Origin of the sequence: Microcystis sp. M31BS1, from assembly GCF_020245285.1 — a bacterium.
GTDB lineage: Bacteria > Cyanobacteriota > Cyanobacteriia > Cyanobacteriales > Microcystaceae > Microcystis > Microcystis panniformis.
The window spans coordinates 1-26,232 of record NZ_JADBVE010000116.1; the positions used below are offsets into that span (position 1 = coordinate 1).

At 41.8% G+C, this 26,232-nt stretch carries 25 protein-coding genes; 20 read left to right on the forward strand and 5 right to left on the reverse strand.

The annotated features are described in order from the left end of the window. Positions 1–257 precede the first annotated feature (257 nt). From IM509_RS06520 to psb34, 13 genes are all read left to right on the forward strand, one after another. Positions 258–1,481, forward strand: coding sequence for a M20 family metallopeptidase (locus IM509_RS06520; protein ID WP_052277143.1), 1,224 nt, complete (start codon positions 258–260; stop codon positions 1,479–1,481). Positions 1,482–1,560: 79 nt separating this feature from the next. Beyond that, positions 1,561–2,448, forward strand: a complete 888-nt coding sequence (argB, locus tag IM509_RS06525) for an acetylglutamate kinase (RefSeq protein ID WP_052277142.1) — start codon at positions 1,561–1,563, stop codon at positions 2,446–2,448. Positions 2,449–2,616: 168 nt separating this feature from the next. Further along, positions 2,617–2,838 carry a DUF4327 family protein gene (locus tag IM509_RS06530; RefSeq protein WP_002789177.1) on the forward strand — a complete coding sequence of 74 codons (222 nt, stop codon included), beginning with the start codon at positions 2,617–2,619 and terminating at the stop codon, positions 2,836–2,838. Between the two features lie 43 nt (positions 2,839–2,881). Beyond that, positions 2,882–4,102 carry an efflux RND transporter periplasmic adaptor subunit gene (locus tag IM509_RS06535; RefSeq protein WP_052277141.1) on the forward strand — a complete coding sequence of 407 codons (1,221 nt, stop codon included), beginning with the start codon at positions 2,882–2,884 and terminating at the stop codon, positions 4,100–4,102. Between the two features lie 52 nt (positions 4,103–4,154). Beyond that, positions 4,155–4,286 carry a hypothetical protein gene (locus tag IM509_RS06540; RefSeq protein ID WP_249264815.1) on the forward strand — a complete coding sequence of 44 codons (132 nt, stop codon included), beginning with the start codon at positions 4,155–4,157 and terminating at the stop codon, positions 4,284–4,286. Between the two features lie 554 nt (positions 4,287–4,840). Then, complete coding sequence (locus IM509_RS06545; RefSeq protein ID WP_052277139.1) at positions 4,841–5,350, forward strand: hypothetical protein; 510 nt, start codon at positions 4,841–4,843, stop codon at positions 5,348–5,350. 164 nt (positions 5,351–5,514) lie between these two features. After that, the gene (locus tag IM509_RS06550; RefSeq protein WP_052277138.1) at positions 5,515–6,294 is read left to right on the forward strand and encodes a photosystem II electron transport protein, Sll1252 family; all 780 of its coding nucleotides are present in this window, start codon (positions 5,515–5,517) and stop codon (positions 6,292–6,294) included. A gap of 43 nt (positions 6,295–6,337) precedes the next feature. Next, entirely contained in the window at positions 6,338–8,386 is a 2,049-nt protein-coding gene (locus IM509_RS06555) for a DNA phosphorothioation-associated putative methyltransferase (RefSeq protein WP_185236974.1), read from the forward strand. 34 nt (positions 8,387–8,420) lie between these two features. Further along, entirely contained in the window at positions 8,421–9,050 is a 630-nt protein-coding gene (locus IM509_RS06560; protein ID WP_042790367.1) for a Uma2 family endonuclease, read from the forward strand. A gap of 13 nt (positions 9,051–9,063) precedes the next feature. Next, positions 9,064–10,377, forward strand: coding sequence for a dolichyl-phosphate-mannose--protein mannosyltransferase (locus IM509_RS06565; RefSeq protein ID WP_185236975.1), 1,314 nt, complete (start codon positions 9,064–9,066; stop codon positions 10,375–10,377). A 61-nt stretch (positions 10,378–10,438) separates the two neighbouring features. Continuing rightward, complete coding sequence (gene trpS / locus IM509_RS06570) at positions 10,439–11,449, forward strand: tryptophan--tRNA ligase (RefSeq protein WP_072924156.1); 1,011 nt, start codon at positions 10,439–10,441, stop codon at positions 11,447–11,449. A 235-nt stretch (positions 11,450–11,684) separates the two neighbouring features. Next, entirely contained in the window at positions 11,685–12,734 is a 1,050-nt protein-coding gene (locus IM509_RS06575; RefSeq protein WP_185236976.1) for a DNA-methyltransferase, read from the forward strand. A 235-nt stretch (positions 12,735–12,969) separates the two neighbouring features. Then, positions 12,970–13,149, forward strand: a complete 180-nt coding sequence (gene psb34 / locus IM509_RS06580; protein ID WP_002732326.1) for a photosystem II assembly protein Psb34 — start codon at positions 12,970–12,972, stop codon at positions 13,147–13,149. Positions 13,150–13,223: 74 nt separating this feature from the next. Here psb34 and IM509_RS06585 read toward each other — a convergent pair whose 3' ends face one another. Next, positions 13,224–14,006, reverse strand: a complete 783-nt coding sequence (locus IM509_RS06585; protein WP_072924154.1) for a tetratricopeptide repeat protein — start codon at positions 14,004–14,006, stop codon at positions 13,224–13,226. A 62-nt stretch (positions 14,007–14,068) separates the two neighbouring features. On the opposite strand from IM509_RS06585, the gene psbP reads away from it, so the two are divergent. The 3 genes from psbP (at position 14,069) to ureG (ending at position 16,334) form a co-directional block, all read left to right on the forward strand. Beyond that, complete coding sequence (psbP, locus tag IM509_RS06590) at positions 14,069–14,617, forward strand: photosystem II reaction center PsbP (protein ID WP_008205525.1); 549 nt, start codon at positions 14,069–14,071, stop codon at positions 14,615–14,617. Between the two features lie 360 nt (positions 14,618–14,977). Next, on the forward strand, positions 14,978–15,565 hold the full coding sequence (locus IM509_RS06595) for a Maf family protein (protein WP_185236977.1): 588 nt from the start codon (positions 14,978–14,980) through the stop codon (positions 15,563–15,565). A 175-nt stretch (positions 15,566–15,740) separates the two neighbouring features. Then, positions 15,741–16,334, forward strand: a complete 594-nt coding sequence (ureG, locus tag IM509_RS06600; RefSeq protein ID WP_185236978.1) for an urease accessory protein UreG — start codon at positions 15,741–15,743, stop codon at positions 16,332–16,334. A gap of 113 nt (positions 16,335–16,447) precedes the next feature. Here the strand turns inward: ureG and IM509_RS06605 are convergent, their stop codons facing one another. From IM509_RS06605 to IM509_RS06615, 3 genes are all read right to left on the reverse strand, one after another. Then, positions 16,448–17,173, reverse strand: a complete 726-nt coding sequence (locus IM509_RS06605; protein ID WP_185236979.1) for a WecB/TagA/CpsF family glycosyltransferase — start codon at positions 17,171–17,173, stop codon at positions 16,448–16,450. Between the two features lie 166 nt (positions 17,174–17,339). Continuing rightward, complete coding sequence (locus IM509_RS06610) at positions 17,340–18,755, reverse strand: ABC transporter substrate-binding protein (RefSeq protein ID WP_185236980.1); 1,416 nt, start codon at positions 18,753–18,755, stop codon at positions 17,340–17,342. A 169-nt stretch (positions 18,756–18,924) separates the two neighbouring features. After that, a complete protein-coding gene (locus IM509_RS06615) occupies positions 18,925–20,526 on the reverse strand; it encodes a B12-binding domain-containing radical SAM protein (protein ID WP_185236981.1) in 1,602 nt (533 codons plus the stop codon). Between the two features lie 598 nt (positions 20,527–21,124). Between IM509_RS06615 and IM509_RS06620 the strand changes: the two genes are divergently transcribed. Beyond that, positions 21,125–21,301: a DUF4089 domain-containing protein gene (locus tag IM509_RS06620; RefSeq protein WP_002740449.1), complete on the forward strand. Its 177-nt coding sequence runs from the start codon at positions 21,125–21,127 to the stop codon at positions 21,299–21,301. Then, positions 21,298–22,629, forward strand: a complete 1,332-nt coding sequence (locus IM509_RS06625; RefSeq protein WP_185236982.1) for an AtzE family amidohydrolase — start codon at positions 21,298–21,300, stop codon at positions 22,627–22,629. Before IM509_RS06620 ends, IM509_RS06625 begins: the two co-directional genes overlap by 4 nt. Before the next feature lie 86 nt (positions 22,630–22,715). Here the strand turns inward: IM509_RS06625 and IM509_RS06630 are convergent, their stop codons facing one another. Beyond that, the gene (locus IM509_RS06630; RefSeq protein ID WP_185236983.1) at positions 22,716–23,885 is read right to left on the reverse strand and encodes a glycosyltransferase family protein; all 1,170 of its coding nucleotides are present in this window, start codon (positions 23,883–23,885) and stop codon (positions 22,716–22,718) included. Between the two features lie 165 nt (positions 23,886–24,050). On the opposite strand from IM509_RS06630, the gene IM509_RS06635 reads away from it, so the two are divergent. Together IM509_RS06635 and IM509_RS06640 are read left to right on the forward strand one after the other, a co-directional pair. Beyond that, positions 24,051–25,328, forward strand: coding sequence for a glycosyltransferase (locus tag IM509_RS06635; RefSeq protein ID WP_072924147.1), 1,278 nt, complete (start codon positions 24,051–24,053; stop codon positions 25,326–25,328). Further along, entirely contained in the window at positions 25,315–26,106 is a 792-nt protein-coding gene (locus tag IM509_RS06640) for an MOSC domain-containing protein (RefSeq protein WP_052277129.1), read from the forward strand. Before IM509_RS06635 ends, IM509_RS06640 begins: the two co-directional genes overlap by 14 nt. Positions 26,107–26,232: the final 126 nt, after the last annotated feature.

Consider the following 26,232-nt stretch of genomic DNA (forward strand, 5'->3'; position numbering starts at 1 on the left):
ACCTCTGCTCTTTCTTCTTCTTTAAGAGCTTTTTGTAAGTTTTTCTTTTCTTCTAAGTCTAGGAAATCTTTGGCTGGCATAAGTAGGATTTTTCTCAAGTTACTATTTCTATTTTAGGTGGTTTAAGTGCGTTTTAGCTTATCACCCCAAAACCCTATCACCCCAAAACCCTATCACCCTATCTCCTGACGACCGCCGACCGCCTCCTGAAGTTAAACTAGAAACCAGTGATCAAAAAAACTAGCCGTCCGAACCTGATGATTTCCTCCTTTCCCGTTCCTAATAGCTTGAATGGCGCTCAAATTCGCCTTGCTATTCGTTCTCTGCAGCCGCAATTAGTCCACTGGCGCCGACAAATACACCAAAAACCAGAACTAGGCTTTCAAGAACATCTCACCGCCTCCTTAATCAGTCAAACCCTGACTAAATATGGAATTGACCATCAAACCGGCATCGCCGGCACCGGAATTGTCGCCACCATCGCAGGCAGTCAACCGGGGCCAGTTTTAGCCCTGCGGGCCGATATGGATGCACTACCGATCGCCGAAGAAAACCAAGTCCCCTATCGTTCCCAACATCCGGGCCAGATGCACGCCTGTGGTCACGATGGTCACACAGCGATCGCCCTCGGCACAGCAGTTTACCTAGCACAAAACTGTCACGATGTCAAGGGGATCGTAAAAATTATTTTCCAACCCGCCGAAGAGGGGCCGGGGGGTGCAAAACCGATGATCGAAGCGGGAGTGCTGAAAAATCCCGACGTGGAGGGAATTATCGGGCTACACCTCTGGAATAATCTGCCTTTAGGGACAGTAGGCGTGAAAAATGGGGCCTTAATGGCGGCGGTGGAATGTTTCGATCTCCAGATTCAAGGCCGGGGCGGCCACGGGGCAATTCCCCATCAAACCGTCGATTCACTACTGGTGGCGGCCCAAATCGTCAACGCCCTGCAAACTATCGTCGCCCGCAACCTTAACCCCCTCGATGCCGCCGTAGTGACTGTGGGTAAATTAGCGGCGGGAAGCGCTAGAAACGTGATCGCCGATAGTGCTAATCTCAGTGGGACGGTGCGCTATTTCAATCCCCAGTTAGGGGGCTATTTCCGACAACGGATGGAAGAAATTATCGGGGGCATCTGTCAAAGTCAGGGGGCTAGTTATCAATTCGATTACTGGCAATTGTATCCCCCGGTAATCAATCATGATCAGATGGCGGAATTAGTGCGCTCAATCGCCGCACAAGTGGTGGAAACCCCAGCCGGAATCGTTCCCGAATGTCAAACCATGGGAGGGGAAGATATGTCCTTCTTTTTACAGGAAGTACCCGGCTGTTATTTCTTCTTGGGGTCTGCCAATCCCGAATTAGGATTAGCCTATCCCCACCATCATCCCCGCTTTGATTTTGATGAATCGGTGTTAACCATGGGAGTCGAGATTTTTGTCCGTTGCGTCGAAAAATTCGGCAATTCTAAGACTTTCTAGCAATCCGTTCAAGGTGAACAGTTTTTGTCAAACCCGAAACCGCTAAACTGATCACTGAATCAGACAGGTAAAAAAACCCATGAACAATAATACCCACGAAAACGATGCCCAACGGGTGAAAATCCTCAGCGAAGCCCTACCCTATATACAAGAATTTCGCGGTCGTACTGTAGTGGTTAAATACGGTGGTGCGGCCATGAATAACAGCGATATCAAAGACACGGTGATGCGAGATATCGTTTTTCTCTCCTGTGTGGGGGTTCGTCCCGTTATTGTCCACGGTGGCGGTCCGGAAATCAATAGTTGGCTGGATAGATTAGGTATTGAACCCCAATTTAAAGACGGTTTACGCGTCACCGATGCCGCCACCATGGATGTGGTAGAAATGGTGCTAGTGGGACGCGTCAATAAAGAAATTGTTGCCCTGATCAATCAAGCTGGCGGTAAAGCGGTAGGATTATGCGGTAAGGATGGTAATCTGATCACTGCTCGTCCCGTGGGTAAAGAGGGCATTGGTTTTGTGGGAGAAGTGAGCAGTGTCGATACTAGCGTCGTCGAATCCTTGGTCAATAGTGGCTATATTCCCGTGATTTCTAGTGTGGCCGCCGATGAAACCGGCCAAGCTCATAATATCAATGCCGATACGGTAGCCGGAGAAATAGCGGCAGCTTTAGGGGCAGCTAAACTGATTTTGATGACCGATACAGCCGGAATTTTAGAGAATTATAAGGATCCTTCCACTTTATTGGCTAAATTAGATATCCAACAGGCCCGGGAGTTGATTCAAAAAGGCATCGTTGCCGGCGGGATGATTCCCAAAGTTAGCTGCTGTGTGCGATCGCTGGCTCAGGGAGTTCAAGCTGCTCATATTATCGATGGTCGTCTTCCCCATGCCCTTTTACTGGAAATTTTCACCGATCGAGGCATCGGCTCCATGATTGTGGCCTCCGGTTATACTAATCTATAGTAGTAATTACCGTACTTTTGCTCAAAAAGACTTGCCTAAAACCACAGATATGGTGTAAAAGTGAGTTAATAAATGCGCTTCTCGATCCTTTGTAAGGGCAAAAGTTTTAGTCTTGAGTTAGTTTAGTCGGGAAGCGCAAAATCTGAAGTATTCATAGCAATTGAATTTATGACCAAACAAGCTGTAGCTCACCCGATGGTGAAGTTTCAACGCAAGGCTAGCAAGTGGATAGATGCAAAAGTAGTCAAACCTAGCGATAGTATCTGGAAACTGGCTCTTTTATACGGAGATGAGTGGACTTACTGGAAGCAAGAGTTGCTCGATTTCGGTTTCTCCATGCAAGACCCTCTCAGTGAAGTGGTAGCGGTAGAAGCTTGGGACGAAGAATAAGCCACCATCGACTCAAAAGCGGCTTTCTACTAGGACTATCGCCATGGGATCGACTCCGATTATCCTTTCCGCTCTTGTTATCTTAACCTTCAGTGCCAGTTGTTCTCCCCGGACCGAAACCCAGCCACCGCCACCGGCAGCCCGTACTACCACCGTCAACGTCACCACGGCTAAACCAGCAACCAGAGGAGGCAATCTCGATTACACGGGAACTACCCGACCTTTAAAAGTCGTTTCTCTGCGATCGCAAGCCACCGGTCAGTTACTCAATCTCCTCGTCGATGTGGGAGATGAGGTGCAATTAGGACAAATCCTCGCCCATATTGATGATCGTCTCCTTGCCACCGTTGTCCGGCAAGAAAAAGCCGCCCTGTCGGCCCTAGAAGCCGAATTAGCCCGGGCAAGAATTGAAGTCAGTAACGCTGAAATTGAAGTGCAGCGCCTACAACTACAATACCAACAGGCCAAAAATGATGCCGAGCGCCTGCAAAAATTAGCCCTAGAAGGAGCGATTCCCCTACAACAGGGCGAAACAGCCCAAACTGCGGCGGCAGTGGCTTTAAAAGCCGTTAATAGCGCAAGATCGAGAATTAAAGTGGAGGAGCAGGTAGTGGCGGCAATTATCGGCAGAATTGCCGCCCAAAAATCGGTCATCGCTCAGGAACAACAACGTCAGGCCTACGCTATTCTTAAATCGCCGGCGACGGGGATAGTTATCGAAAAACTGAAAGAGCCGGGGGATTTAGTCAGTATCGGCGATGAAGTCCTCAAAATTGGTGATTTTAAACAGGTCAAGGTAGTAGTATTATTATCGGAATTGGACTTAAAAACGATTAATTTAGGACAAACGGTTAATGTCAGCCTTGATGCTTTCGGTAATAGAAATTTTTCCGGTCGCATCACCAAGATTTTTCCCCTCAGCCAAGGCACGGCCCGGCGGATTCCCGTGGAGATTACTCTAGCCAATGGGGATGGTTTAATTAAAGGAGGATTATTGGCCCGGGTGCGGTTTAATAATAATTCTGCCGCGCAGGTGATTGTTCCCGAAACAGCAATTGTCAGTCAAGGGGAATCCTCGGCCATTTTCGTCCTTTCCGAGGAGAACTCGCAAGTAGAAAAACGTCCCGTTCGTCTCGGTCAAGCGCTTGACGGTCAAGTAGAAATTATCACTGGACTTGAACCGGGGGAGCGTTTCGTCGTTAATAGTAGTAAACCTTTGCAAAATGGTGAAAAAGTCCGCGTCAGTATCCTGAGTAATCCTTGAGCAAACCATTGGAGATACCTTTGAAGAGGTTCAGGAAAATATTAAAGAAGCGATTGAACTTTACCTTGAAGTTTTGCAAGAACGCGGGGAAACCATTCCAGAACCCACAACTAAAGTCGGATTGGTTGGAGTGGCTGCAGGAGGGTTCTCACCCACTACCCAAAAACTGCTGGGGTTTCACTGAAGACTAGCTATCAGGCTCTCTTAGGTTTGGTGGGTAAAATGTATTCTAAGATACAGTCTTGCGGGTGAGTGAGTGGAACGAACCACTCCAGACACAGAGGACACAAAGATCGATCACTACTATATAAGTTAAACTGACCACACAAAAAATAAGAGAGCCGCTATCATTGCCGGAACTCTAACCTATTTTTTAGTTTTTACGTCAGGAGTGAACCGGGATAACATTAAAATAATGACACAAGTGAGTCAAGCTTGACAGTCTGATACCAATGATAATAATCCCCAAAAACTTCTTGTTAATAATGATAATTGGCCTAAAGTAGTGATTGTGGCTGTCCTTCTAGGTTGAGGCAAAATGGGGGTTTCTTTTTAGCGAAAAAAATGTCCTTAAAGATGATAACTATCTCCCTTAATCTTTATGGTCAATTATTGCCAGAAATAAGCCAAATAAAATAATTTTTTCCCATCCCCTTGCATATTTTCTCGATCGAGCGGCTTTTCAGTCCCCAAAATCCTTACAATAGGAGATGAAGATAGCCTAAAAAGTTGGAGAATATGAATTATCTCATTGCCGTGTTAGCTGATCGCATAGAAGCAGAAGAAGCTGCCGTTGCCCTCGAAAAAGCGGGAATTCCCCAATCTCAAGTGACCATTCTCGGTCGCGGCTATAAAAGTGCCGATGAGTTCGGTTTGATCGATCCCTTCCAACAGGCCAAAAAACGGGCTACTCTCATGGCTTTTTGGCTAATTCCCTTCGGTTTTGCCGGGGGCTACCTTTTTAACCTGATTACGGGATTGCATACCTTTGATTGGGCCGGAGAACCGGGCAATCATATCGTGGGCGGCATTGCCGGGGCGATTGGGGGGGCGATGGGCAGTATTTTTGTCGGTGGCGGCGTGGGTTTATCGTCCGGCAGTGGCGATGCACTTCCCTATCGCAATCGTCTCGGTGCCGGAAAATATATTATTATCGTGCAGGGTTCGGAAAACCTGAAAAATCAAGCGACTCTTATACTCCGTCAATTTAACCCCGAAAATCTGCAAGGATACGCCCTAGAAGGGTGAACGGTTAAGTAGTCATGCAAAATTAATTACCTGCCTGATCGAGCTAAAACCCTTACGGGGCAATGATCGTCATGTGTAAATAATTTTGCCTAGGTACTTATTAGGAATAAGTTATCGGTCATTTGATTTTTTCCTAAGAATTTTTGATTAATTACCACAAAACAATGTTACCAAGAGAAGAATTACTAAAGGGTGTCGAGAACCGCGAGGACATAGCGAAAGTTATTGATAAAGCCGAACAAGCGATTAAGACTTGGGAAGTGACGGTGACAGACTTTCTTTCTCCCGCGGTTTTAGCGGAAGTAGAACGGGTTTTTCAGCGTTTAACCGATGTGTCAATGCAAAAATGGGGCGGTTATCCCCAAGCAGAAAGACAGCGCCTCGGTATTGCTAGAGTTGATCTACCTTTGACAGTAACAGATATTCCCCTATCTGCCCTTGATATTGCCGGTAATTTTCTTTTTGATACCGCTAACCATCGGGATTTTTTAGGGGCGATGTTGGGGACGGGTATCGTCCGGGAAAAAGTCGGCGATATAATTGTTTTAGGTGAGCGAGGAGCGCAGGCAATTGTAGTGCCTGAATTGGCAGATTTTTTATCTGCTAATTTGCGACAAGTGCGTTCGGTTCCCGTGAAAACTAGCCTGATTCCTTTGGCGGAATTAAAAGTTAGACCACCGCAAAAAAAAGAAATTAATACGGTGGAAGCTTCCTTACGTTTAGATGCGATCGCCTCGGCGGGTTTTGGCATTTCTCGCAGTAAAATGGCCGAAGCAATTAGCGCTGGGGATGTGCGAGTTAACTGGAAAGATATCAGTCAATCTAGTTATAATGTTAAAACTGGTGATTTGATTTCTTTTCGGGGAAAAGGTCGTCTAGAAGTGGGTGAGGTTACTGTGACCAAAAAAGAGCGCTATCGGGTTCATTTAACTAGATTTATTTAGTTTTTTCTGTCTCTAGAATTTGTCATTAGACAGATTAATTGCCATGGCTGAGAATTTCGCCTTAATCGTGCAACTGTGTCAAGTTAGTCCCATCGGTAAACTATTACCGGGGGCGCTTTATGTTCATAGAGAAGCATTACATCAATTGGATCCTATCCTCCAGAATTACGAACAACAAGCAAGAATTAATCAGCATTTATCCGAGGCAACAATAATTAAATTTAGTACCGATAAACCGAAAATATCCTATCTTTTTTATCCCGATTTTGATCGGGAACCTCACCCAGTTTTAACTAAAAGTTTAGTGGTAGATATGGGGACATTAATCTTGAATGAATGGAATTATCAAAATGCTGATAATCCGCCCATTTTACACCGAAAAGAAACTTTTGTTACTAGGGACTATCCCCTTTATGAAGAATTCGAGCATCTCACAAAAATCGAAAGTGCTTTAGGACTTTTAAACAGTTCTTATCCCATCGGTACTAAACAGGAATGGCAACGGCTTTTAAGAAAGCATCACCTTGATTTTGCAGGAGATTATTTAGTTTGTAATCTAGAGGGACAAAGGGAAAAATCAATAATAATTGATCGCCACAAAGCTGCTCTTGTTCGCAAAACCCTTTCTCGTCCGGCAAGATTAGCATTAGCGGCGGGATTATTTCTTCCTGAAACCACTTTTTTTGATTACGGTTGTGGTTATGGAGGTGATATAGAACGCATAGCTGAACAGGGTTATCAAAGTGAAGGTTGGGATCCTTATTATCGTCCCGATAGTCCTTTAATTGAATCTGATATTGTTAATTTAGGCTATGTAATTAATGTTATTGAATCCGCCGAAGAACGGCAAGAAGCTTTATTAAAAGCTTGGCAATTAACCCGTCAAGTTTTAATTGTTTCGGCACAGATACTAATTGATGATAGCGAACGGGGTTTAATGGCTTATGAAGATGGAATTATAACTCGTCGCAATACTTTTCAAAAATACTATCAACAGGAAGAACTAAAACAGTATATTGATAGCACTTTGGGGGTTGATTCTATTCCAATAACTTTGGGAATTTATCTGGTTTTTCGAGAGGAAGAAAAAGCCGAAATTTTTCGTTTATCGAGATGTCGTTCCCGCACTGCCACTCCTAAAATTAAAACCCATCTCAAATGCTTTGAAGATTACGAAGATTTATTGACTCCCCTGATGGAATTTTACACCCAGCAGGGACGTTTACCCGTCGCGGGAGAATTATTACAAGAGGAAGAAATTAAGGCAGAATTTGGCACTTTTAGACGCGCTTTTCAAGTGATTCTACAAGTAACAGAAGGGGAAGAATGGGAGATAATTGCCGACAAAAGACGCGCCGATCTTTTACTTTATTTAGCTTTAAGTCAATTTAGCCACTGTCCGAAAGTACGGGAATTATCCCCCGCTACCCGTGCCGATTTTAAAGCTTTATTTGGCAGTTATCGCAATGCTTGCGCTTTAGCAGAAGAAGTGTTAATAAGTGCGGGAAATTTGGCAGCGATCGCTCGTAATTGTGAAAATAGTTCCTTAGGCAAACTTTCCCGTTATTCCCTAACTATTCATATTAGCGTTTTGGAAAAATTACCGATGTTATTACGCTTATATGAAGGTTGTGCTAGTCAAACTATCGGACGGTTAGAAAATGCTAACGTTGTTCGTTTATCTTTTCGTCAACCCAAAATTTCCTATCTCTATTACCCCAATTTTGATACAGAAATTCATCCGATTTTAGCTACTAGCATGGATGTATATTTAGGTTCGGCTGATTTTAGTTTTCGCGATTACCAGGATAGTCCTAATCCGCCAATTCTACACGAAAAAGAGCTTTTAGTAACGGCGGATTATCCCAACTATGATAAATTGGTTCGCTTAACTCAATTAGAAAAGGATTGGGGATTGTTAGAAGATAGAAAAGCGATCGAACGTTTACAGGGTTGGCAAAAATGTTTAGAGGAGCATTGTGCTACAATCAAGGGCTATCAGATTCTGTGGCGAAAAGATGCCGATCCCTATAAAGTTAGGATTTTACGCGCTAAAATTAACGCCAGAAGAAATCAAAATAAGTCTTCCTGAGTAATTAAGTAAAATAGATGAGGTAATTAATTTTATGATGACTACGATTCGGTTACAAGGATTAGAAGATTTCGAGTTAAAAGCTAATGATCCTGAACAAAGAATGTTTATTTCTGGGGTTAATTGGCAACAGTACGAAACCCTCTTAAAACATTTAGAAGATAGTTCCAGTTATCGCATTACTTACCTAGATGGAATGGTAGAAATTATGGCTCCTAGTCGTCGTCACGAAGTTAGCAAAAAAAATATCGGTAGATTGGTAGAAGTTTATTTAGAATATGCTGAAATTGATTTCTGGGGATTAGGTTCCACCACTTTGCGAAAACAGGAAAAAGAAGCGGGAAAAGAACCAGATGAATGTTTTTGTTTATTTACAGAAAAAGAGTTTCCTGATTTGGCGATTGAAATCATCTTAACCAGTGGCAGCCTGAAAGTTTTAGAAGTTTATCAAAGATTAGGAACTCAAGAGGTTTGGTTTTGGCAAGATAATCAGTTAAAAATTTATTCTTTGCAAGAGAATGGCGAATATATTTTAATCCCTAAAAGTGCTTTATTACCGGATTTAAATTTAGAATTATTAGCCGAATACGTCAACCATCCTAATCCCCGTCTTGCTGTCAAAGAATTTCGCTTGTGTTTAACAGAAAATTCCCAGTTATCATAACTATTATCTTTCCATGAATTCTCAAGTAAAATTTAACCTATCTATCCTAGGAATATTTGTATTTTCCCTAGGAATAAGATTCTGGAATCTCAGTCAGTTTAATACTCTTGTTTTCGATGAAGTTTATTATGCTAAATACGGCAATGAATATCTAATCGGTAAAGAATTTTTCCAGTCGCACCCACCGTTAAGTCAATATTTAATTGCTATTAGTATCTGGATTGGTTCCCATTTTCCTGCCGCTCCTGAAGCCATTAATAATTTAACGGGTTCCCTGCGCTCAACTTTTAGTTATCGCTGGTTAAATGCTTTCACTGGTTCTTTTATTCCCCTAATTATTGGGGGAATTGCTTATCAATTAATCCAGAGAAAAACTGTATTTTTAATCACAACTTTTCTCGCTAGTTTAGACGGATTATTTCTGGTGGAATCCCGCTATGCTCTCAATAATATTTACTTAATTTTATTCGGTTTGTCTGGACAATTATTTTTTTTATTAGCACTCCAGAAAAATTCAAACCTCAATTGGTTATTATTATCGGGAGTTTCTTTCGGTTTAGCGGCAAATATTAAATGGAATGGCTTAGGGTTTTTACTGGGAATATTTATTTTTATCGGTATTGCTTGGTTAATAAAATTATTTAATCAAGAGCAGTCAAAAGATCATCTTTGGACAAAGGTAACTAACCTGAGATTAGAGGACATTTTTATCGCTTTAATTGTCTTTCCCCTAGTTACCTATAGTTTGCTGTGGATACCTCATCTTCTCGTCAACCATCAATATAATTTTTGGCAAGTACATCAAGAAATTTGGTCATTTCATCAGAGAATAAAGGGCAATCAATCTGATGTTCATCCCTATTGTTCTCCCTGGTATAGTTGGTTAGTAATGGGGCGACCTGTGGCTTATTATTTTAAGAGAGTAGGTGATAAAATTTATGATGTTCACGCTATGGGTAATCCGTTTTTGTGGTGGTTTTCTACGGGAGCAATTCTAGTGGTTTTTAGTCGATTATTTAACCGAAAAGAGCGAGTAATTTCTGCCTATCTTATCTGTAACTATATTGCCAATCTGCTGCCCTGGTTAAAAATTAGTCGCTGTACTTTTCTCTATCATTATATGGCTGCCTATAGCTTCACTTGGATTGCCCTAGCTTGGCTCTTAGCCGATGGTTTAGAAAGTTACAGTCCTATTTATAAAAATGGCTCACGCTCGCTGATAATTTTGATAATTTTTGCTTTTATCCATTGGCTACCAATTTATTTAGGCATTCCCCTGTCAGTGCGGGATTATTATCTGAGAATGATTTTTCCCAATTGGATTTAGGATGAAATTAGCTGCAAAAACTGATACAATGAAATCATGAAAAAAAGCGATCGCATGAGTTATGGGTAAACAAAGAATCTTATCTGGTGTGCAACCAACTGGCAATTTACATTTAGGCAATTATCTCGGTGCGATCCGCAATTGGGTGGAGGGACAAAAAGACTACGATAATTTCTTTTGTGTGGTCGATTTACACGCGATCACCGTTCCCCATAATCCCGCCACTCTTGCGGAGGATACTTTAGCAATTGCCGCTCTATATTTAGCCTGCGGAATTGATTTAGAATATGCGACGATCTTTGTCCAATCCCACGTTAAAGCTCATACAGAATTAACTTGGTTATTGAATTGTATCACCCCTTTAAATTGGTTAACCGATATGATTCAATTTAAAGAAAAAGCAATTAAACAGGGGGAAAATGTTGGCACAGGTTTACTCGATTATCCCGTGCTGATGGCTGCCGATATCCTACTCTACGATGCCGATAAAGTACCCGTGGGAGAAGATCAAAAACAACATTTAGAATTAACCCGCGACATAGCTGTTAGAATTAATCATCTTTTTGGGCAACCGAAACAACCAATTTTAAAACTCCCCGATCCGATGATCCGCAAGGAAGGAGCGCGGGTGATGAGCTTAACTGATGGCCGGAATAAAATGTCTAAATCCGATCCTTCCGAGATGAGTCGGATTAATATTCTCGATAGTCCCGATGTCATTGCCAAGAAAATTAAACGCTGTAAAACCGATCTAGTTAAGGGTTTAACTTTCGATGATCCAGAGCGTCCCGAATGCCATAATTTATTAACTCTCTATAGCATTTTATCGGGAAAAAGTCAAGAGGTGGTCGCGGGAGAATGTGCCGATTTAGGTTGGGGACAATTTAAACCGATGTTAACAGAAGTCACCATAGAATCTCTGCAACCTATTCAGGAAAAATACGCCGAAATTAGAGAGGATAAAGATTATTTAGCCACAGTTTTACGGCAAGGTCGTCTCAAAGCAGAAGCGGTGGCCAATCAAACTCTCGATCGAGTCAAAAATGCCATGGGTTATTTACCACCATTTTAGGGATAATTTTCGGGTGCATCTCCTAATTATCAATCTACTCAGTTGAGATTTTTCAAGGAAAACTCGCTGCCTTATCAGTCAATCTTTAACTCTTGGTGGGGTTCTACCTCCCCATCCAGGGTAAGGGAAGGAGAATGATTACAAAAGTTATTAAATTAAGCACAACTCCAGTGATATTTTGGTAAAATAAGGGCATAATTGAAACTATCAAAATACTTACCTGTCCTTTGAAATTATGGTTGTAGAGTCCCAGGGGAAACAAAAAAAACTATCGTCTAGGGAAGATGAGTCTCGTCCAATTGCCAGCAAGGAACAAAACTCTTATCTAGCAGAGGGAATTGTCGATCATCAATCAACTCAGATTGCTCCTTCCTCCTTACTACAGCCATTTTCTCCAGAGTTAGAAAAAGATAGAGCCAACAAATTTAATTCTCTTAAAGAAATTCTGGTTAGTCATCTTGGTCAACCTTTTTACTCGGACAACGGCTTTATTCTTTATCAAGGAGATGCCACAGACTTTTTGTCTAAACTATCTCATAGTGACATAAAAATTGACCTCACTGTTACATCACCACCTTATAATATTGGCAAAGAATATGAACGAGTTCTTTCAATCAATGACTATGTTGATTGGTGTGCTAATTGGCTGGGGCAAATTTATCAGATTACTCAAGATAACGGTGCTTTTTGGCTAAATGTTGGTTATTTAGAAGTACCAGAAAAGGGATTATGTGTTCCGATTCCCTATCTTCTTTGGGATAAGTCTCCCTTTTATCTTTTACAAGAAATTGTCTGGAAATATGGGGCTGGTGTTTCTACAAAAAATCGTCTTAGTCCTCGCAATGAAAAATGGCTTTTTTATCTCAAAAATTGCCAAGAATATACTTTTAACTTAGATAATATTCGTGACCCTAACGTTAAGTATCCCAATCAAAAGAAAAATGGTAAATATCGTTGTAATCCCCTCGGCAAAAATCCTTCTGATGTGTGGGAAGTTCCTAAAGTCACTACAGGAGAAAAGCGCAGTTCTAAGGAAAGAACCGGACATCCCGCACAATTTCCTTTAGCAATTGTCGAGAGAATTATACAAGCTTCATCTAATCCCGTAGAAATAATTCTTGATCCCTTTGCTGGTTCTTGTTCTACGGGAATAGCGGCCTTGGGATTAGGAAGAATTTTTGTGGGTTTTGAAATTCGACAAGACTATTGCGAGATAGCTGCAGAGAGATTTAAAAGATTTAAAAAAGAAAGAAGCAATACTTATATTCAAGGATCATTATTATAGTATTAAAAACGGATTTGGTATGATTGACTTTTTTTAACTTGTTTTCGCAGTTTCAATCAGTGGAAATGCGATCGCCAATAAAAGTAGCAGAGTCCGGCAGTTACCCCAAGACTAAGAATTGTTATCCCCGTGAGAATTTCCCACACCCACATCCCCGACTCGGTTGCTAATATGTTGTACGATTGTAATAAGAGGATTTTTTTCCTGAAAAATTGTCATATTTGAGGTTTTGATTATGCCTTATACAAATGAAGAAGGTGGACGCTTAAATAATTTCGCCGCCGAACCGAAAGTTTATCAAGCGGATCCCCCCACTAAATCGCAACAACGTAATTATCTTTTCTGGGGTGTTGCTGCGATCACACTTGTCGGTGGACTGTTAGCCGTCGCTTTTTACGCATCTCAAGCTGGCTAAAATTTAGTCCCTCGTAGTTGCGATTTAGCCCCTTTCACTCCTCTTTACCGCTAATATCACAACTACTCCCTATTTTAGGGCTTTTGACCCTGAATTAATGCCACTGCTGACTGAGACTTAGCCGCAGTCCCCTGTTTACCCTGAGATAACGCTAGACGAGCTGCTGCCTCTAAATCAGCGATCGCTTTTTCCCTGTTTCCCAATTTATAATGGGTTAAACCCCGATTGTGGTACGCCTCGGCAAAATTAGCATTGATTTTCAGACTCTCATTGTAGTCCCTTAAAGCCATTTCCTGCTGTCCGGCTCGGTTATAGGCCAAGGCGCGATTATAGAAAATGCGATCCTGTCCTCTAGTTCCCTGTAAACTCAAAGCTTTTGTGTAATCCTCGATCGCTTCTAGGTGTCTTCCCAAGTCATCCTTAGCATTACCGCGATAAATAAAGAAATCAGCAAAATTTCCGTTTAAAGCGATCGCTTTTGTGCAATCTTCCACCGCTGCCTCGTATTTTTTCGTCAGATAATGCACATAACAACGATTACCGAGAGCGTTAACATAATTGGGGTTGATTGTCAAGGCCTGGGTATAATCTGCGATCGCTCGCTCGTACTGGCCGAGAACTAACTCCGCATAGCCGCGATTATAGTAAGCATCGGCATCCTTCGGTTCTAATTGTAGAGCTTGAGTAAAATCTGCGATCGCACCTGAATAATCCCCTGCGGTTAAACGATCCACCCCCCGATTATAAAATTCTACAGCTTTCACGGGGTTAGCGGTAGTTTGAGCGCTTAGGGGAGAGATAGTCAGTAAAAAAGTCGCTATAGCTATAATAATTGTCAATTTTTTCTTAATTTTCATAATCCGTTCACCTAAACAATTCAAGGTAAAATTAAACAGCCCTACTTACAGGTCAAAATATCATGATTAAATCTCTTTTGGCGACTTTCCTCCTAATTACCACCCTCCTCTTCACCGCTTGTGCAACTCCCATCGCTGGACTGCAAGGATATACCAGTGGCAGCCAAGGCTATCAATTTTTATATCCTAAGGGTTGGACGCAGGTGGATGTGAAAAAAGTTGCAGGAGTAGATGTGGTTTTTCATGACCTGATCGAAACGAGCGAAAATTTAAGCGTTATTATTAACCCCGTCCCCGACAATAAAACCTTAACAGATTTAGGGACACCCTCGGAAGTGGGCTATCGTCTCCTGAAAAATAACAGTCTTAACCCCAATCTTGATAAGGAAGTAGAATTAATTCGCTCAGAATCCCATCAAATCGACGGCCAAGATTATTATATCCTCGAATATCAAGTTAAATTAGCCAACGGCCAAGAACGTCATAATCTGGCCAGCGTCACGGTTAATAATAATAAACTCTATTCTTTTAATCTTTCCACTTCCCAAAAACGTTGGACGCAAATTCAAGAACTCTTTGAAACTATCGTTGATTCTTTCTCGGTTAGTTAGGGAAACTGGCAATAGGCAATAGTAAAATGTAGGGTGCGTTAGACGGCAAAAATTCCTGTTTTGACTTAAAGGTAAAAATCCGTCGTAACGCACCACCTATCATCAACTAGGTAGCCGGTTATAATTAAAGATAAAATACTTACTTAATCAGTAATCAGTAAACAGTGAAAAGACAGTGGGAAACTTCTATTTAATACTGTCACTTAAAAGTCAAATCTAATAACTGATTACTGATTACTGATTACTGATTACTGATGGTGGGTTACGGCAAATAGATAAATTGATAATTAAGTCTAATAATTTGTCATTGCTTAACCCACCCTACCTAACTATCTCCTATCTTGTTTACTGAAAAAACTTATGTCCATTCCCTTGATTCTTGCTTCCGCTTCTCCTGCGCGTAAAAAACTATTACAAATGATCGGAATCGATCCGATTGTGCGAGTGAGTAACTTTGATGAATCGACAATTAATGCTGATGATACTCTTCATCTTGTCCAAACTTTAGCCCAATGTAAAGCGCAAACGATCGCCCCTAAATTTGATACAGGATTGATTCTTGGTTGCGATTCCGTTTTAGAAGTAGCGGGGGAAGTCTATGGCAAACCCAAGGATAAATCAGAAGCGATCGAGCGTTGGCAAAAAATGCGCGGTCAGGTGGGTACACTCTATACAGGTCATGCTTTAATCGATCGAGTTAATAATCAAACTTTGACTCGTTGTGGGATCACTAAAGTTCACTTTGCCAATATCAGCGATGAAACAATTATTGCCTACGTTGACACCGAAGAACCCCTCAAATGTGCCGGCTGTTTTGCCCTAGAAGGAAAGGGGGGTCTATTCGTGGAAAGATTAGAGGGATGTCACAGTAATGTTATCGGTTTAAGTTTGCCCCTATTTAGGCAGATGTTAACGGATTTTGGCTACCAAATCACTGACTTTTGGTGATCTTTTTGTCGATGATTTCCCCAAATTTATTGACAAAAAGGCTTGACAAATTCTCAGATTTGCGTTAACCTTTTATTATAATGGGAATCCGTGTCGCCCTGCGAACCCCTCTTTTTTCTATCGGATAGCCCCAAAATTTTTAACCCTTTCCTTTTCACTTTTTCCCGAAAAAACTATGTCTTGCTTGCGCGTGGGAATTGCCGGTCCGGTGGGTTCAGGAAAAACAGCCCTGCTCGATGCCCTGTGTAAAAATTTGCGGGATCAATATCCGATCGCCGTAGTCACCAATGACATTTATACTCAAGAAGATGCCCAATTTTTAGTGCGATCGCAAGCTTTAGACCCGGAAAGAATTTTAGGAGTAGAAACGGGAGGATGTCCCCATACAGCTATTCGCGAAGATGCCTCAATTAACTTAGTTGCCATTGAACAGTTAGAGAGAAAATTTACTAACTTAAAGTTAATTTTTCTGGAAAGTGGTGGTGATAATTTAGCGGCAACCTTTAGCCCCGAATTAGTAGATTTAACCATCTATGTGATTGACGTGGCAGCCGGAGATAAAATCCCTCGCAAAGGAGGACCGGGTATCACCAAATCGGATTTATTGGTAATTAATAAAATAGATTTAGCCCCGATGGTGGGGGCAGATTTAGGGGTGATGGATAGAGATGCCAAAAAGATGCGCGGAGATAAACCCTTTATCTTCACAAACTTAAAAACACGGGAAGGATTAGAGCGAGTGATGGCCTTTATCGAAAAGAATTTATAATAACTAAGTAGTCGTGCAAAATAAATTTCCTAGTGAAGATAGGCACTCATGCAAGAGGCAAGAGGCAAGAGGTGGTTAGATATGTGTAATTAATTTTGCTTAGGTACTTATTGCTAGGAATAAAAAAGAGAGCGCCAGAAAAATTTAGGTAAAGCTAACATTCTTTTCCAGCGCCAAGGTTCCTGATAGAGTCGATACAACCACTCTAAATTATTGTCACAGAAAAAGCGAGGGGCGCGGATTTTTGTCCCGGACCAGATATCAAAACTGCCCCCCACACCTACCCAGATAGCTTGGGGACAGAGATATCGATGTTCCCTAATCCAATATTCTTGTCGGGGTACTCCTAAACCAACTAAAATTAACCGCGGTTGTTGATCTTTTAATACCTCGATCCAATCGGACATTTCCTGGGAGGATAGATAACCGTGGTTAGCCAGAATACGGATATTAGGTATCTTTTTTTGCCAATTACTTGCCGCTTTTTCCGTAATCCCCGGTTGACCACCAAAAAAAGCAATAGGAAAACTCTCTCCCTGCATTCCTAACTCAGTAATTAAGGATTCTGATAATTCAATACCGGGGCAGCGGGTTTGTTTTTTACCCCTTAATTTTAAGTAAATAACAATCCCAGCGCCGTCGGGAATAACTAAATCTGCTTCCCGAATAACTTGGGCTACTTTGGCATCATTTTCCCCTAACATTGCCATTTCTGCATTAAGAGTGACAACGTGGGAACCAAAACCTTGATAGGCGCGATCAATTAACCAACGACTGTAGTTATCGAGGAGATGAACAGGTAAACCGAGAACTGAATATTTAGGGGGAGTTTCTAACATAAGTAGGTAGGTGTTAAAAGTTGTCAGACACCCCCCTTATTAAGGGGGGATTAAGGGGGGATCGGCACCCCCCTTATTAAGGTGGGCAGGGGGGATTAGAGGCAAAATCTATCTTCAATTTAATTATAAATACTTACTTATAATTCATCTTGATTTAGTTGTCATTTTATCGAGAAATTGGCACAAAATCCACCCCAAAACTAGAACGAGAACCTGGTTCAACTACCACTAATTGCACAGATTGATTGCGATCGCCAGATGGTAAAAATCGTACGGGATTAGTCGCCCCGGGTACAGAAAAATCACTGCTTCTTAACGCCTGTTGAACTCCCTCTCGGCTAGATTCTGCCTTAATTGCGGCGATTAAAGCCTGGGTAGCATCATAGGCGGTAGCAGTGCGCCAATTTACGTCTCCTTGCCACAATTGGCGGGAATTTTTTACAAAAGGACTGTTCGGATTAGCCCCCAAATGCCAAGCGACAGCTACAATCATGCCCAGGGCATTTTTTCCGCCTACATCCAGAGTTTTGGGGCTATAAACGTCATCACCCGCCACAATCGGTAATTTTTGACCATTGATTTGAACCACCTGCAAAGCCTTATCTAGGGTTCCACTATCCCCAAGAAGGGCGATTAGATTTGCTCCCTCCTGTTGAGCTTGTTGGAGGCTTTTAGAAGGGGTAAAAGTGAGGGAAGATAGATCAAATTCACTCACCACTTGACCTCCTCCTAATCCTAAAGCGGTGGTAAATTCAGATTTTAGGGATTGACTATAACCACTTTGGGAGTTAAAAAATACCACTGCCTTGACGTTAGGAATTTTTTGCAAACTAGATTCGGCTAATGCCCGTGCCGCCACAAAATCACTGGGAACAGAACGAAAGATATAGTCACCAAAATTGGAGAGTTTAGTTGAGGTACTGATGGGGGAAATCATTACTAATCCCGCTTTTTGATAGATAGCAGCCGCCGCTAAAGAGGTGTCACTGCTAGTGTGTCCTACTACTCCTAAAATGCTGTTATCAGCCGCTAATTTTTGGGCAATTTGAGCGGCAATTTCGGGATTATCAGCATCATCAGCAATGAGAACTTTTAAAGGAATGCCATTAATTCCCCCAGCTTGATTGATTTGATTTTGAGATTGGGCGACTCCTCGTAAAACTTCTAGGGCGGTGTTGACATTGCTCCCAATCGGCACGGAAACGGCGATGGTATAGGACTTAGCTTGACCAATACGAGCGTTATTTAAGTAGATGAGAGCTTCTGGATCATTTTGATTAGTTTGTAGGGATTTTTCTAGGAGGTAAACTGCTTGCTGAAAGTCTCCTTTTCCGAGTGCCTGTATAGCAGCTTGTTTGTCAGAAGAAGCCCCTTCAACTATTAATAATTTTTCCCCTTGACTAAATTTTGCCTGTGCCGATACCGATTTTTGCCCTGGTGATATTTTCTCGATGTTAGAAAGATTAGTTGGGTTATTTTTTCCTTGAAAACGATTGTATAACCACCAACCACCTGCCCCAAAAAATATTAGGGTAATCAGCAGGGATAAAAGCAGGGTAACTGTATCATTTTTCTGGCTCATGGGCTGATAACTAAGATTAAATTAATGGTTTAATCGAGATTGATAGTTAATAAAAGCACCAATTCAATTCTGAATTGCACCAATATCCGATCTACCTTGATAGAATACCTCATTTGGGGTCTGATAGTCAAGACATTGTTTAAATGTGTCTTAGCTTATTAGCAATATTTTACCTTTTTGTTTGGGAATCTTCTAAATGTTTTATTAAAACATTTGAGGATAAAGTACCGTGTAAATGACTCCAGGGTAAAACCTGTTCTAAACGCCATTGTTGATGAACGTAATAATCTAGAGGTGGAATTTGTCCTTTTAGTTCCTTAAAAGCCCGTTTATAACTGCCTAAAGAATCACCGTAGCCACGGGTTAATTCTAACAGGGAAGTCAAGCGGCGATCGCCTCTAGATAATAGGGCTTGAATCACCGACCAATTATAACTTTCTGGGCGAAATTCTATGCCCTGTTTACCTAATTGTTTCTCTAGATATTTTAATCTTTTTTCGGCCATTTTATTAACTCCAAACCACTGAAAAGGAGTATGGGATTTAGGCACAAAGGTGCTGCAACCGAAAGAAATTCGCAGTCCAGAGGCGGCTTTTTTTAATGCTATTAACATTTCCACAGTTGCCGCTATATCTTCGGTTTCTTCTCCCGGTATTCCCACCATACCATAGAGTTTTATCCCTTTTAAACCGCCCGCTTTGGCATTAATGGCAGCTTGGATAATTTCATCATTGGCTAACTTTTTGTTGATAATTTCCCGCAGGCGATCAGACCCACTTTCTACGGCAATAGTAATTGATTTGCTGTCTCTTAGGGATAAAATTCTGGCTAATTTTTCCGTGACAGTATTAGTTCTAACTGAAGCAATCGAGAGTCTAACTCCTTCAAATTTTGGTTGCAAAAGATAATCAAGTAAGGTTTCAAATTCGGGATGTTGACTGACAGAAGCACCTAATAAACCCAGGCGATCGGTCACTTTTAAACCTTTTTCAATGGCAGGGATTAAAGATTCTAAACTAGCGGTACGAAAGGGTAAAGTTAGATAACTAGCTAAACAAAAACGGCACATTTCTGGACAACTCCGCACCACCTCTACCATATAAATATTCTCCCATGCCGCTTGTTTTGTTACCACCGTAGAAGCAGAAAGGGTATTACTGCGATAGGTTTGTTTACTAACAAAGGCGGGAACATTATTATCTATGGGTAGAATTGCTGTAATTTCACCTTCGGGACTATCATAATTAACGGTGTATAAACTAGGAACATACACCCCCGGAACCTGGGCTAAATGACGCAGTTTTGTCGGGCGATCAGCGTTTCTAACCTCTTGATAGGCATTAATAAAATCAGCAATTAAATTTTCACCATCTCCCAATAAAATTACATCAAAAAAAGCGGCAAAAGGTTCGGGATTAGCGGTTAAAACTGGTCCACCTCCAAAAATTATCGCCTGCTGATCTTGCCGTTGATGACTGTGATAAGGAATTTCTAAAGATTCTAACAGCGAGAGGATATTAACATAGTCTAATTCCCAAGAAAAGGAAAAGCCGACTAATTCGGGATAACGGGGTAAAGATTCTTGAAAATCCGTAAATAAACGACTAACTTGTATATCCGATCGCAGGGCTAAAGTTGCCCAAACAATTTGATAACCTAAACTGGTTATACCCACGGAATACTGATTAGGAAAGGCAAAAATAGTTCTAATGGCATCACTGTGGGGTATTGCGGGAGTAAAGAGGAGTTTTTCGTCTTGTAAGATGGTCATTTCAGTAATCAGTTATCAGTAATCAGTTATCAGTAATCAGTTATCAGTAATCAGGTATCAGTAATCAGGTATCAGGTATCAGGTATCAGGTATCAGGTATCAATTATCAATTATCAGGTATCAATTATCAGTGACTACCAGCAGTCTTTAGTAGCTTTTAATTTTCATTCTCTTGAAAGGGGAGGCTTGTTACCTCTTGTTTTTGGTCATATAAGTAGGTGGGTGGAATTAAATATAAGATGAACGTAGGTTGGGTTGAAGAATGAAACCCAACGCCCGCTCATGTTACGCTACTGCTAACCCATCCTACAAATAATTGTGCCTCCCTACTTATAAGTTTAATTTAATCCGGAGGTGAAGGAGGGGAAAATATCTCAATATACAGTTCTATGATCATATCTCAGGTTATGCTCCTAGGGAGTCGGTGGTCAAGAACAAATTCAAGTTACACTTCCTCCCTAGGGATAGCTATTGTATTTACAGGAGATTTTCTCTTATATCCTAGCAATTTTCACAGCTTAACTAGGTGTCGATTTTATTCCTGAGCGCTGCTTTCAAGCAACTCTTTATCTCCTTCACCCCAACCAGAACGAAATCTATGAATAATCCAGAAGAATACGTTATAATCATGGCGAAAATCCTAGATTTAACCATTCCCGATCGCTATTTAAATTCTGTGGTTGAAAACTGGCAACGCTTGCAAGAAATCGCCAGTTTAGTGACAGAATTTCCCTTAGAGGATGACGGGGAAAGCGCCCTCAGCTTTGAACCATGACTATTTCTGTGTGCAATTTAGCTCGATCGATCCAAAATCGTCAAACTAGCGCCTTAGAATTTATTAGCCAGACTTTGGCGGAGATAGAGGCGAAAAATCGCCATTTAAATTGCTTTACCGACATTTTACAGCCTAGGGCGCTCGCTCAAGCCCAAAAAATCGATCAAGCGATCGCCAACGGTGAACCCGTCGGTGTCTTAGCAGGGATTCCCTTCGCCGTCAAAAATCTCTTTGATATCAAGGGTATTGTCACCCTTGCCGGTTCCAAAATCAATCGAGATCACCCTGCCGCCGGACAAGATGCGATCGCTATACAAACCCTAGAAGCAGCCGGGGCAGTTTTGGTGGGGGCGACCAATATGGATGAGTACGCCTACGGTTTTGTCACCGAAAATGCCCATTATGGAGCCACTCCCAACCCCCGCGATCCTAGTCGCGTCTCGGGGGGATCCTCTGGCGGTTCCGCCGCTGCCGTTGCCGCTAATTTAGTCCCTCTCGCCCTCGGTTCCGATACTAATGGTTCCGTGAGAGTTCCCGCCGCTTGCTGTGGCGTGGTGGGGCTAAAACCCACCTTTGGGCGCGTATCCCGTCAGGGCCTATTTTTGTTCGTTAGTAGTTTAGACCATCCGGGATTTTTTAGCGGCAATGTGGCGGATATGGCGGCTATTTGGAGTCTTTTTGCCAAAAATAACCTTAAAGCTTCTTTAAATGGCTTAGAGGGCGTAAAAATAGCCCTTGCCGACGATTATTTTCAGCAGGGAGCCGAACCGGAAGTATTCGAGGCGGTGACAGCGATCGCCGAACGTTTAGGAGTGACTAAAAAAATCACCATTCCCGAAACCGCCCGCGCCAGGGCAGCCGCCTATATAATTACCGCTGCAGAAGGAGCAAATTGGCATTTACCGCGTTTACAGACCAGATTAGAGGATTTTGACCCCGCAACCCGGGATCGCTTCTTGGCAGGGGCATTAATTCCCTCTAGCTGGTATTTACAGGCTCAACGTTTTCGCCGTTGGTATCGCGATCGTCTGCGAGAGATTTTCAGCGAAGTCGATATTATCCTCACCCCGACAATTCCCTGTATTGCGCCGCCGTTAGGAGTAGAAAAAATGATTATTGACGGGCAAGAGCTATTAATTAGACCCAATTTAGGTAGATTCACCCAACCTTTTTCTTTTATCGGTTTACCTGCCCTTTCGTTGCCGATTAAACGCCCATCCCGGCTACCGTTAGGTTTACAAATCATCGCCGCACCCGATCGCGAAGACTTAATCCTAAGGGTAGCAAAGGTTTTAGAGGAAATGCTCATAGATATCCCGCATAAGTGAGATTTCAAGGGCGTACTTCCCCTTAAAATCCCTAATTTAGGCACTTATTAAGCGAAAAGGTCATTTTTCCAGTCTGAGTAAACAATCTACTGACTGGGAGACTCCTTTTCAATCACATCTAACCAAGCGGCGGCCGATCGCTCCCAGGTGTCATTTAGGGCAATTTGACGACATCTTTGGCGCTCTTGGGTTAAAAGCTGGGGATTTTTCAGTAATTCGACAATTTTCCAGGCTATAGCTTCCTGAGTAGCCGGATCGGTTACTTCCCCTGGCACTTTCACACAGTAGTCTTTTTCTCGAAAAACAGCAAAATCCGTCACCACTGGCAGACAACCCACCACTGCTGACTCGCGCACAGAAATACAATCGATCTCACGATAGGTGCAACCGTAGTAATGAATAGCAGAGCGCGCTTTTTCCTCGATTAGTTGACGATAACCCATCATTCCCCGATCAACTACCCCCGCACTAGCTTTAATCAAAGCGATTAAATTATCGCGCCATTCCCTGCGATCACCAATTTCATCCCGTTTAGTAAAACCATAGTAGAGATGTAACTCAGCTGCGGGAATTGCCGCCTTGATAATCGGCCAGCCATGCTTTAACATCGACTCTAGGCCGCGATAATAACGAGAGGCATAGACTAGACGATAGGGAAGATACTCACTTTCTGGCACCGTCTCACTTACAGCCAAAAGGGAAGTATCGATACCATTAGGAACAATTGGACATTGATGATCGGGACAGAAATCCAGTAAATCCCTTTGATATTGGCTTTTACAGAAAATTTTGTCATATCTAGCCAAAATTTCAGGGGTATAGGAGGCTGCCGGCACTTTAATATCTTGCCAATCAAAAAAAATTCGTTCTGCCTTGGTACCCGGACGGCAATAGGTGGGATGACGAGAGATCACCAATGTCTCAAAGTGATCCTGCCAATTCATCTGGTAATAATTAACATAGCGAATACCGTCCTGTTCCCCTTCCATACCCTCACAATTGCCAAAAATCGTCACTTTATAGCCGCGTTTCGTCCATTCTTGCGCTAAAAAAGCCACCGATGCCTGGGTACCACTGGCCCCCCGTTGCCAAATTTCCGCCGGACGCATGGGACGATATTTTTCTGTGTAAATAACGATCGATTTTTTCGGCCAACGACGGGCGCTCAAACGCTGTTTAATTTGAAATAGGGAAGGTGCGCTGGCCCGTAGCCATTGTTTGAGATTAGATTGTAGGGATGGAGTAGCTTGTGACACTCTTTTTCTCCAAGATCGAGGGAAAATAGGGGCTATGGGTGATAGAGTCTTAGTTTCTCGAATTTAACTCGATTTCTCGACTCAGTAGAACAATTCGAGCCTATCATATAATGGGTTCAAGTCAAAAATCAATCTTTTTATTGCCATCTATCTGCCAGAAAATCTATGAAAATTGTCATCCCGATCGTGTTTTATCGCAAAGGAGGAGTAGAAAGAGTCATTATCTCTTTAATACCTAGCTTATTAGAATACGTCGAACAAATTATTATCGTTATCCCTCGTAATGACATTGAATATTTTAAGTCTTTGATGCCTGATTCCGATAAACTTATCTACGAAGATTTTGCTTTTTATCCCCAGAGTTTTGAGACAAAATTAATCTATTTTTATGGTCTTCTAGCAAATTTTTATAAAACCCTAAGACTGACTTCTATTCATCGTCTTTTCTCTCGTAGAATTGAACTTTTACGCATCGAAGCAAGAATTAATCAGATTATCAAGCGTTACCAAGCTGATCACTGTTTGTATGGAATGACTAATCGGATTTCTCCCCCCAATGTCAAGGTTACTTTAAGTGGCATTATTTATGATGTCTTTTGGCAATTTGCTCCCTTAACTTACTCAGAATCCTATCAAGAAAACTACAATGAAGTCTTAAAAGAATGGTTAGATCAGTCCGATCTACTCTTCACAATTTCCCAAAAAACTAAAGACGATGTTTTAAAAGTTTTTCCCAATGCTACCTATGCTAGTAAGTTAAAAGCTGTACCATTAGCGGGATTTATCGAGCAGTCTAATTCCAAGAGTGATTTAGTCAAAAGTGAGCTAGTTAATTTTTATTTTCCCTCCTCCTTTGGTATCTACAAAGATCATCTGACTTTGCTCAAAGCAGCCATTAAACTAGCGAAAAAAGGCTTAAATTTCCAGATTGTTTTAATTGGCAAAGAAACCGATAATCTAGTTAATGGAAATCTGCAATTGTCTCAACAGTCCCAAACCCAAGAATATCAAGATTATCTCAAAGAATGTACCCAACTTTATCAGGAAAATCAAGAAATTTTCCAGAGTCATATCAAGGGATTAGGTTATCAAGACTATAAAACCTTACAATTTTATTATCAAACCTGTTCCTGTGTGGTATTTCCCTCAAAATACGAAGGTTTTGGATTAGCAATAGCAGAAGCAATTTTACAAGGTATTCCCGTTATCGCTTCCGATTTAGAAGTGTTTCAAGAACAGGTAGAATTATATAATTGTCCCGAAAGAGTGCAATTCTATCCTAGGGGAGATGCGGACAGTTTAGCCAACTGTTTAGAACAATTTATCCTCAATCCAATTCCTCGCTTGTTACCCGAAGATATTCCCAATAAAATTAATCTCTGGACTTGGGAAGATGTGGCCAAAAAATATGTAGAACTACTGAAAGAAAATGCAGGTTACTGATCTCTATATCTACCCGATTAAATCCTGTCGAGGTATTCAATTATCTCAAGCTGAAGTGACTCCTAAAGGTTTACTCTGGGATCGAGAAATGATGTTAGTGGATGGCAAGGGTAAATTTATCACCCAAAGGGAATATCCGCAATTAGCCACCGTTTCTGTCACGATTACAGGAGATAATTTTTCTCTGAAAACATCTCAAGATTCCCTGACTTTCCAGCCTAATTTCACAGGAGAAAAAAGAGCGGTTCAAATCTGGGAATCTCAAACCATAGCCATGGATCAAGGGGATGAAATCGCCGAATGGTTTGAGAAAATTCTCGACATTCCTTGTCGTTTAGTGCGACAATCTCCAGATTATCCACGTCCTGCGAATCCTCGCTATGCGGGGAACAATCATACTCCCGTTAGCTTTGCCGATGGTTATCCAATTTTATTAACTAATACTGCTTCTTTAGAGGACTTAAATCGGCGTTTAGTTGCACCAGTGCCGATGAATCGTTTTCGTCCTAATATTGTTATTAGTAGCGATCGAGCTTTTAGCGAAAGTAGTTGGCAAAAGATCACAATTGGTGAGATAAATTATGCTCTGGTTAAACCCTGTAGTCGCTGTATTATCACCACCACAGATCAAGAAACAGGTAGGAGAAATCCCCAGCAGGAACCTTTAAAAACCTTAAGCACTTTTCGCCGTTTCCCCGGAGGCATCATGTTCGGAGAAAATGTCATCCCCGAAAAGACAGGTACAATTAAAGTCGGCGATCCTATTACCGTAATCTAGGGGAAGTGGGGGTGATCAGTTATCAGTTATCAGTTATCAGTTATCATTGAACAGATGTAAGCTTTCAGTTTACTGATTACTGTTCACTGTTCACAGTAAAAAACTCCCCACTGATAACTATGCGGA

Excerpts from the sequence above, each read along its gene's own strand:
- IM509_RS06520 (WP_052277143.1), top strand. The coding sequence starts at position 258 with ATGATTTCCTCCTTTCCCGTTCCTAATAGCTTGAATGGCGCTCAAATT.
- argB (WP_052277142.1), top strand. The coding sequence starts at position 1,561 with ATGAACAATAATACCCACGAAAACGATGCCCAACGGGTGAAAATCCTC.
- IM509_RS06530 (WP_002789177.1), top strand. The coding sequence starts at position 2,617 with ATGACCAAACAAGCTGTAGCTCACCCGATGGTGAAGTTTCAACGCAAG.
- IM509_RS06535 (WP_052277141.1), top strand. The coding sequence starts at position 2,882 with ATGGGATCGACTCCGATTATCCTTTCCGCTCTTGTTATCTTAACCTTC.
- IM509_RS06545 (WP_052277139.1), top strand. The coding sequence starts at position 4,841 with ATGAATTATCTCATTGCCGTGTTAGCTGATCGCATAGAAGCAGAAGAA.
- IM509_RS06550 (WP_052277138.1), top strand. The coding sequence starts at position 5,515 with ATGTTACCAAGAGAAGAATTACTAAAGGGTGTCGAGAACCGCGAGGAC.
- IM509_RS06555 (WP_185236974.1), top strand. The coding sequence starts at position 6,338 with ATGGCTGAGAATTTCGCCTTAATCGTGCAACTGTGTCAAGTTAGTCCC.
- IM509_RS06560 (WP_042790367.1), top strand. The coding sequence starts at position 8,421 with ATGATGACTACGATTCGGTTACAAGGATTAGAAGATTTCGAGTTAAAA.
- IM509_RS06565 (WP_185236975.1), top strand. The coding sequence starts at position 9,064 with ATGAATTCTCAAGTAAAATTTAACCTATCTATCCTAGGAATATTTGTA.
- trpS (WP_072924156.1), top strand. The coding sequence starts at position 10,439 with ATGGGTAAACAAAGAATCTTATCTGGTGTGCAACCAACTGGCAATTTA.
- IM509_RS06575 (WP_185236976.1), top strand. The coding sequence starts at position 11,685 with ATGGTTGTAGAGTCCCAGGGGAAACAAAAAAAACTATCGTCTAGGGAA.
- psb34 (WP_002732326.1), top strand. The coding sequence starts at position 12,970 with ATGCCTTATACAAATGAAGAAGGTGGACGCTTAAATAATTTCGCCGCC.
- IM509_RS06585 (WP_072924154.1), bottom strand. The coding sequence starts at position 14,006 with ATGAAAATTAAGAAAAAATTGACAATTATTATAGCTATAGCGACTTTT.
- psbP (WP_008205525.1), top strand. The coding sequence starts at position 14,069 with ATGATTAAATCTCTTTTGGCGACTTTCCTCCTAATTACCACCCTCCTC.
- IM509_RS06595 (WP_185236977.1), top strand. The coding sequence starts at position 14,978 with ATGTCCATTCCCTTGATTCTTGCTTCCGCTTCTCCTGCGCGTAAAAAA.
- ureG (WP_185236978.1), top strand. The coding sequence starts at position 15,741 with ATGTCTTGCTTGCGCGTGGGAATTGCCGGTCCGGTGGGTTCAGGAAAA.
- IM509_RS06605 (WP_185236979.1), bottom strand. The coding sequence starts at position 17,173 with ATGTTAGAAACTCCCCCTAAATATTCAGTTCTCGGTTTACCTGTTCAT.
- IM509_RS06610 (WP_185236980.1), bottom strand. The coding sequence starts at position 18,755 with ATGAGCCAGAAAAATGATACAGTTACCCTGCTTTTATCCCTGCTGATT.
- IM509_RS06615 (WP_185236981.1), bottom strand. The coding sequence starts at position 20,526 with ATGACCATCTTACAAGACGAAAAACTCCTCTTTACTCCCGCAATACCC.
- IM509_RS06620 (WP_002740449.1), top strand. The coding sequence starts at position 21,125 with ATGAATAATCCAGAAGAATACGTTATAATCATGGCGAAAATCCTAGAT.
- IM509_RS06625 (WP_185236982.1), top strand. The coding sequence starts at position 21,298 with ATGACTATTTCTGTGTGCAATTTAGCTCGATCGATCCAAAATCGTCAA.
- IM509_RS06635 (WP_072924147.1), top strand. The coding sequence starts at position 24,051 with ATGAAAATTGTCATCCCGATCGTGTTTTATCGCAAAGGAGGAGTAGAA.
- IM509_RS06640 (WP_052277129.1), top strand. The coding sequence starts at position 25,315 with ATGCAGGTTACTGATCTCTATATCTACCCGATTAAATCCTGTCGAGGT.